The following is an 11630-nucleotide window of genomic DNA, read 5'->3' on the forward strand; positions in this document are numbered from 1 at the left end:
GTCTTGGCAGCCTAACGCCAAGCTCACCGGCACATGCTGTGGAGAAGTTTTTGTGTGATAATCGAGCGCAGCGACCCAAACAAAAACGGGCGGAGCTGCATGTGTCCGTGTGCAGCTTTTTGTCAGGAAAAATTCAACTCCATAATTGTCTCTTCGAACTCTTCTTGATTAACCACTTCGAAACCAAATCGCTCAAAAAAGTGTTTCATTACGTCATGACCTTCAACGTAACATATCGAAATAGAAGTAATGCCGTTCAATGATTTTATCTCCTGAATCGCTAAGTCAATTGCTTTTGTCCCATAACCTTTTCTTTGTTGACTTACATCGATCAATAGTTGATCTATAAATATTTCGTTTGATTTCCCATCTCTATAGTTCGGATAATATTGAAGAAAACCGACAGGCTCATCTCCCAAGTAGATACCTCGATTCACATAGTATTCATAGAACTTTGACGCTGCAATAGCCTCCGATGGGAGCGCAACAAAACCCTCCTGCTTTTCTGTAATTTCTAAGTCGATCATATCGACCCAATTGTCTTTGGTAATATTTCTTAGATTAATATCCAAAACATACACCCTTACTAAGATAGGCTTCTAACTCTTATTTAGACTGATTCTTCGTAGTATATCTCGCCAAATCAGATGGATAGGCTGCAAGTTGTCCACATAGTACGCTCAAGTTAGGTGAATATATTACAAGTTTCAGTATAGCTGCCGAGTTTTATCAGTATTTTTTTTAATTACAGGTCAAAATAAACACATTCTTTTTGTGTCCAATACCTACAGAATCACAACCACGAAAGCTACCAAACCAAGTCAGAGACCAGATTCACTTAAACCATCACTCCTATCGCGCTGATTTACTGCCGATGCCAACGGACGGCTCCATCGGGCTGATCAACCACCGTAACTCCCACTGCCGCTAGCTGATCGCGAATATCATCTGCTGTTATAAAGTCTCGCTGTTGTTGGGCCGTTTGGCGCTGCTGGATCAAGTCTGCGATCGCACCATCATCCAATCCACCCGTTGCCACGTCACTGTCGGCTTTGGCCTCTAATGCCCTGTTTCAGGAGCAAACTGAGCAAATAGGCGGCTCCAGCAACAAGAATAATCGTTGCGCCGGAGGTGAGGTTGAAAAAATAGGAGAGCCACAGCCCTGTCGTCGTAAACGCCATCCCCAGTAGACTGGCCAGAAACATCATCTGCTTGATGTCCTGGACAAATTGGCCAGCGATCGCTGCGGGAATGGTTAACAGGGCAATCACCATAATTAACCCCACCACCTGCATCACCATCACGACTGTCAGGGCGATCGCTGCCACCAGCGTGAGGTAAAGGGCATCCACCGGAATGTTGCGGGTGATGGCAAAAACAGGATCAAAGGAAATGGCCAACAATTCTTTATAAAAGAGAAAAACCATCGCGCCAATCATCAGGTTAAGGATGAGCATAATGATTAACTCCTGGCGGGGAACTGTGAGGATGCTGCCAAAGAGATAGCTCATTAAATCCGCTTTGTAGCCCTGGGTTAAATCAATGGCAATAATGCCCACTGCCATACCGATGGCCCACATTACCCCAATAATTGTATCGGCCCGTTGTTGGGTCTTGCGCTCCACCCAGCCCATGCCCAGGGCCGCAGCCAGGGCAAAGGCGATCGCTCCTAACACTGGATTAACGCCAAAGAAATAGGCTAATCCAATGCCCCCATAAGCGGCGTGGGCAATGCCCCCACTGATAAAAACAATGCGATTGACCACTACAAAAGTACCAATAATGCCGCAGGCAATGCTCACCAGTACCCCAGCCAGGAGAGCATGACGCATAAAGTCAAATTGCAAAGCTTGTCCAATGGTTTCAATCATTATGGTGGTGAGAAAAAACGCGGTGAGGAACACCGTGGGCAATCAGATCTACGGGGCATTGATAGATTTGCTCAAGCATTTCCGACGTAATTAACTTGTCATTGTGGTAAAAAAGGCGATGGTTAAGGCACCCCACCGTCTTAACGTAGGTGGAAACAGCACTTAAGTTATGGGAAATCATCAAAATGGTCATAAATTGATTGAGATCCGCCAGTAAGTCATAAATACTTTTCTGGATTTTACTATCCACGTTAGCGGTGGGTTCATCCAAAAGTAAAATATGGGGTTCAGAAGCCAGAGCCCGCGCAATGTAAACCCGCTGACGCTCTCCACCGGATAGCTGACCGATGGGCCGATCGCGTAATCCCAGCATTCCCACCTGCTCCAGGCTGCGAGTGACCATACTCTCATCTTTGCGGTTATACCGTCTCAGCAAAGGGCGTTTACCTGAGCGTCCCATGCGAACTACATCCTCTACCCGAATGGGAAACTCCCGATCAAATTCCAGGAATTGGGGCACATAGCCCAGGTATTTTCGACCCTGAGACACCGGGCGACCCATGATTTTGACGTCTCCGCTATTGGGTGAAATCAGCCCTAACAAAACCTTCAACAACGTTGTTTTTCCCCCGCCATTGGGGCCAATTAAACCGATAAAATCTCGTTCCTTCACCACCAAGTTAATATCTTCTAATACCGGAGTTGTCCCATAGCCCGCCCAGACCTGATGCAGGGTAATGACCTCAGTCATTTAATTTTCGCCCCTGTTCTGGTTCAGCACGTTGGCAAAGGTTTGGGAAACTTGCAACAGGTTATCTGACCAGTTGGGGGCCAAGGGAGTAATGAACAGGACTTCTCCAGTAATTTCGGTAGCGATCGTTTCTGCACTTTTAGTACTGAATTCTGGCTGGGCAAAAATCACTTTAATGTTTTCTGTTTTTGCCTGTTGTATCAGTTCCCCCAGTTCCGCTGCACTGGGTTCCTGACCACCTATTTCAATAGGCACCTGCTCCAGGTCATAATCCTGGGCAAAGTATCCCCAGGCCGGATGAAAAACGATAAACTCACGATTCTCAACCCCGACTAAGTTTTGTTTAATTTGTTGATCTAACTGATCAATTTCGCCTAAAAACTGGGTCAGATTGGCTTGATAGGTTGCCTCATTGTCGGGATCGATCGTTACTAATCCCTGATAGATATTTTGGGCTTGAATCTTGACCCGTTGCGGTGACAACCAGATATGGGGATCCAGAGTTCCCTCAGCGTGCTCATGTTTGTCCTCGTGCCCATGTTCTTCTTCATGGTCATGGTCCGCTGCTTCCTCGGCATGATCCTCGTCGTGATGGTGGGCAGCCATTTCCAATCGTTCAATTCCCTGGGCAGAATCAATCATCAGCATCTGGGCATTAGCAGACTGAATCTTGTCCATCCAGGCGTTTTCAAAAGGAACGCCAATACTGACGTAAGCTTCCGCTTCACTCAAGTCCTTCAACTGTTGGGGCTTGGGTTCGTAGGTTGCCGGTGATTCCCCCGGTTGCACCATTACGTTCACCTCAACCCGATCGCCTCCGATTTTCTCAACAAAGTATTCCTGGGGCAAAATACTAACCGTAATGTCCAACAGCTCCAGAGGTTCACTGCTGACTGGAGTCGTTGCAGTCTGAGCTTCATTCCCTTCACTGACAGAATCCGTTGACGGGGAGTTGCAACCCGTCAGCACAATCACCCCCAACAACAGGGATAACACACTCGACTTTGGATAACTCATTGGTTCTACCCCCCAAAAACAACTTGACGCGATACAGGTGATGATAGCTCACTTGAGAATGATTATTATTCTCAAGTGAGTCAAAATTATGGAAATTCTAAATGTGAAATCTAAATGATGGCTGGTGTTAACGGCGATTGTTCTGGGAGGTGTCCCGTTCCTGGGAACATCAATTGCAAGACGATCTTGAACAGCTACAGAGATTGGCCCAGGACTTTGAAGTTGAACTGTTGTCGTGGAAACCCGAATTGATAATCTAATAATGAGGCTGTTGGCGCTATCGTTGATTTACTGCTGATGCCAACGGACGGCTCCATCTGGTTGATCAACCACCGTAACTCCCACTGCCGCTAGTTGATCGCGAATATCATCTGCTGTTATAAAGTCTCTCTGTTGTCGGGCCGTTTGACGCTGCTGGATCAGGTCAGAGATTGCACCCTCATCCAATTCACCCGTTGCCGCATCAGTATCACTGTCGGCTTTGGCCTCTAACCCCAGTAACTGGGCCAGGTGCAACAACGTTTGCCACTGCCGCCAGAGAATCTCTGGACTGGATTGGGTCTGCCCTTCGTGCATCAGACGGTTCCCCTCTCGCTGTAGCCCTTTGGCCAGCTCAAATAGCACTGCCAGAGCACCCGATGTATTCAGATCATCGTCCATGGCGGTTTGAAACCGTTCGACCCATGGGTCTTCTGAGGTGGGTTCCTGTGAGTTGGGTTCCTGAGGAGAAGCCTGGAGGCTGGCAACTGGCCATGACAATGCGGCTCCATGGTGGTTGCCAAAGAGAAGTCCGGCTTTTAGCGTTTGCCAGCCGTTGACTGCAGCTGCGATCGCATCTTTTGTAAAATCCAACGGTTTCCGATAGTGCCCCTGCAGCACAAACAGTCGCACCGCCATTGGGTCTACCGGTTGTGGGTATTCTGCCCACGCCCCATCCAACAGGTCACGGATCGTCGTGAAATTGCCCAGGGATTTCGACATTTTCTCCCCATTTACCGTCACCATGCCATTGTGCAGCCAGTAGCGAGCAAGCGGTTGTCCCGTCAGCGCTTCCGATTGAGCAATCTCGTTTTCATGGTGGGGAAACACCAGATCGCCACCACCACCGTGAATGTCAATGGTTTCACCCAATCGCGCCCGGATCATGGCCGAACATTCGATGTGCCATCCTGGTCGTCCCAGGCCCCAGGGTGACTCCCAGGCGGGTTCACCCGGTTTTGCCGATTTCCATAGGGCAAAATCAAACGGATCACGTTTCTTCTGGTCTGGAGCATCAGCGGCAACTCGTCCCCCTGCCCCCGCCTGCAGTTGATCCAGATTTCGTCCAGAGAGCTTGCCATACTCCGCAAACTGCCGCACGCTGTAGTACACATCGCCATCGACTGCATAGGCGTATCCTTTCTGTTCTAGCGCCTGGATCAATTGATGAATGGCAGGGATATGCTCCGTCACACGGGGATAGTCATCGGCATCGAGAATATTGAGTCGGCGAATATCTCGAAAATAGGCGGCAATGTTGCGATCGCTCACCTCCTGCATCGTTATCCCTTCCACACTGGCACGATTGAGAATCTTGTCGTCAATATCTGTAAAGTTCTGCACATAGCGCACGGTGTATCCACACCACTGCAAATAGCGTCGCAGCACATCCCAAACCATGTACGAACGAGCATGCCCCAGGTGGCAATGGTCATATACCGTCACACCACAGCAATACATCACCACCCGTCCCGGATGAATAGAGATAAAAGGCTCTTTCCGGCCTGTCAGGGTGTTATGGAGGGTGAGGTTCATGGAAAATGATGTTAACTAAAAACAGTGATGGAGTCGCAGGGATGACTCAGGATAGACTTCCAGTTTTATGATAATGATTATCGTTCTCAGTCTATCATGAACGTTCGAAACATTCCCACCCCTTACTCTCTGGGTGCGGAAACTTGTCGAACCCGACATTGACCCTGATGACAGTTATCGAGTCATACAGTTATTCAACTTTTGCATCAACGAAAGTACATCTAACTGACGGCCAATCCACACCATTTCTGTTTTTGGGGATGTTTTCCAGTCGCTGTCATCTATCGTAAATCGGCTCCCACTGAGTTGGAATAGATGGCGCTTTTCACTCTCTGCAAACCAGACAATTCCTTTAGCCCGGAATACATTATTAGGAAGCTGATAGTCGAGAAATTGCTGAAACTTTTTGAGGGCAAAGGGGCGATCGCCTTTAAATGAAACAGACATAAACCCATCATTTTGAAGATGCTGGGTAGAAGAATCGGCAGCCGACGCATTCCCTTGGACCAGAGCAGCATCTGTTAGTTGAACATTTAGAATCAACGATAGTGGAACCTGACCATGGGTTGCTTCTAATACCCTGGCTCTATCCTTAATGGAAAGAACGTGATGTTTTAACTTCTGAACTCGAGGTTCAGGCACTCGATCGATTTTGTTCAAAAGAATAATATCACCATAGAGAATTTGACTCATCGCCGCGTTGCTTTCATAGTGATCATCTGGGTCAAAGGTTTCTACATCGATTAAGGTGATTACGGCATCCAACTGGGTCAAGTCTCTCAGTTCTGTGCCAAGAAACGTGAGCATGATAGGTAACGGATCGGCGACGCCCGTGGTTTCTAGCACCAGGTAATCAATGCGATCCCTCCGTTCTAATACACGATAGACCGCATCCGTTAGATTGTCGTTGATGGTGCAACAAATACAGCCATTGGTGAGTTCTATCATGTCCTCTTCCACCGCAATCAAGAACTGGCTGTCGATGTTAATGTCCCCAAACTCATTCACGAGAACTGCTACCTTAAAATCCTCAAAGTTTTGGAGAATATGATTCAGTAACGTTGTTTTCCCACTACCTAAAAAGCCAGTGATGACCGTCACGGGAAGCTTCTGAAAATCAAGAGTGGGAGCCATAACGCTCATAATATAGATGTGTCTGTATAAAGGGGAAGAAGTGAAATGCTACTGGAAAACGATTGACCTGTTGTTCTACTTAAACCCTTTTCCTTTAGTCGTTTCAGTCCATACAAACAGCTCGCCTCCACTACCACCAGCGGCTAACATTGTGCCCTGCCCAGACCAGGCCAGACACGAAAATCCGCTGGAAGCACCCTCCAACTTTTGAGCAATCCGACGGGCCTTCTGCCACAAATACAAACAACCATCCTCAGCGGCAGTGGCCAATAATAGGGTATCGGGCTGAAACGAAATGGCCCGCACCATTCCCTCATGGGCATCCAACACCTGAGGCATCCAACCCTCCGATGGATCAGCTGCTTTTGTCCACACAACGATTCCTTCAACACTTATTGATGCCAGCAACGGCGCATCCCGTACCGCCGGTTTCGACCAAGCCAACTGTCGCACCTTGCCAGGAAATCCCTGCATCCGCCAGGGAGCGGGATGATCTTTTGCCCACACCAAAACCGACCGATCATTGTTGCCCGAAGCCAGGTAATTACCATCCGGCGACCAGGCAACTGCCACACTAGCCCCGCCTACTTCTCTCACCGCTGGGTCCTCATCCCAATCCTGATAATGCCAGGTTTTAATACTCTGGTTACCCCCCAGCGATAGCCTGGTTCCCTGGGGGTTCCAGGCGAGGTCTAATACTGAAGACTCTTCAAAATTCAAGGTGGTGACAACCGTTTGCTCAACCGCATGCCACACCTGCACATAACGGCCAAAACTAAAGGCCAGTTCTGGAGAACTCGGGTGCCATTGCAGCCGATCAATCCAGGTACGGGCATGTTCCAAAGTTGTTAACAGTGTGGGTGAATCACGGTCAATTTGCCAGATCCAGACTGTGCCTGCCTGTCCGCCAGCGGCTAGAAATTGACCATCGGCGGAGATGGCCAAAGCATCCACAGATTCGCCCTGGGAGCTTTGTAAGCAGGTGGATTCACCCGTTGCAGGGGTGTAGAGTGCTATTTCTCCTGCGCCAGAGCTGACAGTGAGTTGAGTGCCGTCGGGTGACCAGGCAATGGCGGTTACATAGTCGGAAAGACGGGTGTCCCACAGCGGTTTCAGTACAGTTTGTTTATGCTTTTTTACTTTCAGCATGTTTCTGGGTATTAGTGGCTAGAGAGGCTGTTTAGGACACTTAGCGTAAAATGTTGGTGGAGAGTTTCAAGATGTTGCTTGGGGTCCCTCCGAGTTCCCCAAACCCCCTGGCTAGGGCCAGGACGCTGCCCTAGGACCCAACGTACTAGGTTGTTCTTAATGGCATTAAGTTTGAGGGTTACGGCGGGGTCGATTATAAATGTTCTGGATCGATTCCTGCGGCAAATTTAGTGCATGAAATTCAAATGATGAAGTTGTTGCCTAACGACTCGTTACCAAACAATCGCGAAAGCGCTCGCTTAGATTTAGCTGCTCCAGGTTACGACCGATAAACACCAGTTCATTTTTACGGGATTCGTCTGGTTTCCAGGGGCGGTCCTGGCGACCATCGAACAACATGTGTACACCTTGAAAAACAAAGCGATTGTCTTCTCCGGCCATGTTGAGAATGCCCTTCATGCGAAAAATGTCGGGTCCGTGGTCGCGCAGTAGTTCTCCTATCCAGGCGTCAAGTTTGTCGCCATCGAGTTCTCCTGACTCCACCAGGGCAATGGAGCCGACGGTTTCGTCGTGCTCATGGGCGGTTTCGTCAAGGAAATCGGGGTCGATTTTTAGGGCGTTATTGAGGTCAAAGGCGCTGACGCCGAGGAGGGCATCCATTTCAACTTGGGCATCACGGGTGCGATGGATTTTGGCCAGGGCATTCATTCCTCGAATGCGCTGTTCTAGTTGGGTTAATTGGTCTTCTGTAACCAGGTCAATTTTATTGAGCAAGATTACATCGGCAAAGGCAATTTGCTCTACGGCTTCCTCTGCTTCCCAATGTTGCCAGATATGGCGCGCATCCACTACCGTCACCACCGCATCCAGACGGGTTTGTAGCTGCACTTCGTCATCCACAAAGAAGGTTTGGATCACTGGGGCCGGGTCTGCCAGCCCTGTGGTTTCAATGACTAGATGGTCAAACTTGTCGCGACGCTTCATCAGGTTGCCAATGATGCGAATCAGGTCGCCCCGCACGGTGCAACAAATACAACCGTTGTTCATTTCAAACACTTCTTCATCGGCATCCACCACCAGTTGATTATCGATGCCCACTTCGCCAAATTCGTTGACGATTACTGCAACCTTTTTGCCATGCTCATGGGTGAGAATGCGATTTAGCAGAGTGGTTTTACCTGCGCCTAAATAGCCAGTTAAAACGGTTACGGGCACGGTGTTGTAAATGTCGTCAGTTACCATGAATAGTCTCCTTGAATGGTGTTTGCCTAGACTTGAAAGTGGGCAAGCGCGATCGCACCCACCTCAGCGCCATATTCTTCGTATAGCCCCAGCGAACCAGGTAGATGGTCGGTCTGGATGCCAGGGAGTTCTGACAGCGCCTGCATTTCAGCTTTAGACTGGGGTGGTGCCTGGTCCGCCAGGATCACCCGCACAGAATTATTGGGGTCCGCGGTGACCGCCGTTGCAATCTGGAGCCACTCGGTGCGATCGCCCATTGGATCTAGGGCCGCTGTCACAAAGGCAGCAGGAGCAAATCGGGCTCCCGGTTGCTGGGTAATGCGGTGACGTTGCTGAATAAATGTGGGAGTGAGCCGCGTCTGATCCACAAACACATGGCGCTGATACATCCATTTAAGAAAGGCTGGATGGGTATTTGCGCCATAGAGAGCAGACCCAACGATCGGCAACCCCACCAGCCTGCGCAGGCTGGCCGCTAACCAACCGGGTGCACCCATGGCCCGCAGGGGACCTTTCCAGGTGGGTGCCACCAGCAGCAGTCGGGTGCTTATCTGGTTCTGGGTCAGGTGGTTCTGAGCCAGATGGAGCGCATACCCCGCCCCATGGCCTGCTGCCAAAATCCCCGCTGGCCCTGGACAGCAGTTTTGTACAAAGTCCTTGAGCAATGCCTGATACAGCGATCGCTTGTAGGTGAAAGCAGGTCGCTCAGAATCACCAAACCCTAACCAGTCCAGGGCTATAACCTGAAATTGAGACGCCAGCACCTGAGCAATTTGGGCCAGCTCTGCCCGAGTTGAAACGGTACTAAACGCGGGTAGCAGCAACACCGTTGGCCCTGCCCCCGACGTTTCGTAGGCGAGGGTTACCGTTTGCCCCTGATAGGTCCAGTCATAGTGCTGCACCTGTCCGCCTAGGGTAGGGCGGGTTAATTCTTGATAGGGACTGACTGTCATCGCGCTTCGCCTTTTATCTGGGGACGCTGCCAGGGTGCTCACCTGGTTATAATTACATAAGAATGATAATCATTCTTGCTACTAAAACGTTGAGTCGTTACCCTTTATTAACGTTTAGGAGCGTTTAGGAGCGATGGAGATTTGAGTATGGCCAGTCATAGATCAGTAGAATGAACCTATAGCACCTGATGAACCCTGCAAAATCTGTGACCAAACCTAGTGATGTCTGCCAAGTCCGCTGCTTCAACGAAGAGTTAGTTCATCAGATCGGCCAGGTGCTCCCCGGCGACGACCTGTTGGAATCTGCCCAAGTTTTGTTTGGTGCCCTGGCCGATCGGTCTCGGCTAAAAATTTTGTACGCCCTGCGCAATGATGAGGAGCTATGCGTCTGTGATGTGGCTTCCCTATTGAGCATCAAGGTGGCAACAGCATCTCACCACCTACGGAAGCTGCGCGACCTCAGTATTTTGAAGTATCGCAACGACGGTAAATTGGCCTACTACTCCCTAAAAGATCCACGGGTTGCTGACATTCTTTGCTATGCACTAAGGCAGCTGGTCGAGTAAGGGATCAGGATTTTATCAGATCCAAAAATGTTGTCTGCAGAGGCGCTCCATGGAACGCCTGGACGGTAAAAGATAGAACCTAATTGAATCCTCATTCTGCAGCCATCGGGGGCATTCTGCTGTCATTCTAATGATGGTTTGAATGATGTCTTTTTTCGTGATAACGTTCTAATGCTTGCTTGAATGTTTGAATGACTGAATGTTGGAGGTTACCATGGCTGATGATTGTTGTCAGGCCAAAGCTTGCGAAGTTTCCAAGCTAAAAGAGCGGCAGGCAAAGGTACTTTGGTCGGTGTTGTGGATCAATGCTGTGATGTTTGTTGTCGAATTTGGCGCGGGTATTCGAGCAGCTTCTCTGTCGTTAACTGGAGATTCGCTGGATATGCTGGGAGATGCCCTGGTGTATGCCAGCAGTTTGTATGTGATTCACAAAAGCACAAAAGCTCAGGCGGGAGCAGCTCTGCTTAAGGGTCTGATCATGTTTTTGTTTGCCATTGCCGTATTTGCCAGAGCCACCTATCAGCTATTTGCAGGGGCCAGTCCCGAAGGCTCCATCATGGGGGCAGTGGGCGTATTGGCGCTACTGGCTAACCTGTTGTGTTTATTGTTGTTGACACGGCATCGCAACGACAATCTAAACATGTCATCGGTATGGCTGTGTTCTCGCAATGACATCATTGCCAACACGTCTGTTCTGGCTGCGGCAGTCTTAGTTTTACTTACCCGCTCAATTTTGCCCGATCTGGCGGTTGGATTGTTGTTAACCGTTGTCTTTGCGAAATCAGCTGGAACCGTGCTTTCTCAGTCCTGGAGAGAGCTGCAACAGACGTAAGGGGATTATGTAAAAATTAAGCTCATTCTTTGACTATAACTGTTTGGCCTAACATGAACTAGATAACGTCTCTTTTTAGAATGATGTCGTTCATCATTAGTGATTCGGGCGTAGTTGGGTTATGGCAAGGTCAGGGGTCAGGTTATCGCAAACCATGAAATAGGTTTTTACAGCCCCTAATATTATCTTTTTGTTGCACCAAACCCCTTCGCCTTTCCATAATTCACGGTTCTAAAAGAAAGCTGCCCTTTTTCAGGACTGAATAGTGTATACGTCGCCTTTCCAGGCGTGCGACCCACCGAGCCAACACCCACAACCTGG

The 11630-nt window shown here is 49.2% G+C and carries 12 protein-coding genes; 2 read left to right on the forward strand and 10 right to left on the reverse strand.

The genetic code is table 11. The features are described from left to right. Positions 1–122 precede the first annotated feature (122 nt). The 10 genes from DXZ20_RS10910 to DXZ20_RS10955 all read right to left on the reverse strand — a co-directional run bounded on the left by DXZ20_RS10910 (position 123) and on the right by DXZ20_RS10955 (position 9911). Positions 123–572, reverse strand: a complete 450-nt coding sequence (locus DXZ20_RS10910; protein WP_163665216.1) for a GNAT family N-acetyltransferase — start codon at positions 570–572, stop codon at positions 123–125. Positions 573–865: 293 nt separating this feature from the next. Continuing rightward, complete coding sequence (locus tag DXZ20_RS10915; RefSeq protein ID WP_250565716.1) at positions 866–1039, reverse strand: CysS/YqeB C-terminal domain-containing protein; 174 nt, start codon at positions 1037–1039, stop codon at positions 866–868. Position 1040: 1 nt separating this feature from the next. Continuing rightward, positions 1041–1871 (reverse strand): metal ABC transporter permease, encoded by an 831-nt coding sequence (locus DXZ20_RS10920; protein WP_163698152.1) that lies wholly within the window; start codon positions 1869–1871, stop codon positions 1041–1043. After that, on the reverse strand, positions 1864–2622 hold the full coding sequence (locus DXZ20_RS10925; RefSeq protein WP_163698154.1) for a metal ABC transporter ATP-binding protein: 759 nt from the start codon (positions 2620–2622) through the stop codon (positions 1864–1866). The genes DXZ20_RS10920 and DXZ20_RS10925 overlap by 8 nt, the downstream gene beginning before the upstream one ends. Further along, positions 2623–3639, reverse strand: coding sequence for a metal ABC transporter solute-binding protein, Zn/Mn family (locus DXZ20_RS10930; protein ID WP_163698156.1), 1017 nt, complete (start codon positions 3637–3639; stop codon positions 2623–2625). A gap of 288 nt (positions 3640–3927) precedes the next feature. Further along, on the reverse strand, positions 3928–5433 hold the full coding sequence (cysS, locus tag DXZ20_RS10935; protein WP_163698158.1) for a cysteine--tRNA ligase: 1506 nt from the start codon (positions 5431–5433) through the stop codon (positions 3928–3930). 174 nt (positions 5434–5607) lie between these two features. Further along, entirely contained in the window at positions 5608–6567 is a 960-nt protein-coding gene (locus tag DXZ20_RS10940; RefSeq protein WP_163698159.1) for a CobW family GTP-binding protein, read from the reverse strand. 75 nt (positions 6568–6642) lie between these two features. Beyond that, the gene (locus DXZ20_RS10945) at positions 6643–7716 is read right to left on the reverse strand and encodes a WD40 repeat domain-containing protein (protein WP_163698161.1); all 1074 of its coding nucleotides are present in this window, start codon (positions 7714–7716) and stop codon (positions 6643–6645) included. Positions 7717–7977: 261 nt separating this feature from the next. Beyond that, positions 7978–8958 carry a CobW family GTP-binding protein gene (locus tag DXZ20_RS10950; protein ID WP_163698163.1) on the reverse strand — a complete coding sequence of 327 codons (981 nt, stop codon included), beginning with the start codon at positions 8956–8958 and terminating at the stop codon, positions 7978–7980. 26 nt (positions 8959–8984) lie between these two features. Next, positions 8985–9911 carry an alpha/beta fold hydrolase gene (locus tag DXZ20_RS10955; RefSeq protein ID WP_163698165.1) on the reverse strand — a complete coding sequence of 309 codons (927 nt, stop codon included), beginning with the start codon at positions 9909–9911 and terminating at the stop codon, positions 8985–8987. 188 nt (positions 9912–10099) lie between these two features. Here DXZ20_RS10955 and DXZ20_RS10960 point away from each other — a divergent pair, with 188 nt between their 5' ends. Next, positions 10100–10477, forward strand: coding sequence for an ArsR/SmtB family transcription factor (locus DXZ20_RS10960; RefSeq protein ID WP_163698167.1), 378 nt, complete (start codon positions 10100–10102; stop codon positions 10475–10477). 214 nt (positions 10478–10691) lie between these two features. Further along, a complete protein-coding gene (locus DXZ20_RS10965; RefSeq protein ID WP_163659670.1) occupies positions 10692–11309 on the forward strand; it encodes a cation efflux transmembrane domain-containing protein in 618 nt (205 codons plus the stop codon). Positions 11310–11630: the final 321 nt, after the last annotated feature.

The sequence above is a fragment of the Adonisia turfae CCMR0081 genome, from assembly GCF_011009555.1.
GTDB lineage: Bacteria > Cyanobacteriota > Cyanobacteriia > Phormidesmidales > Phormidesmidaceae > Leptothoe > Leptothoe turfae.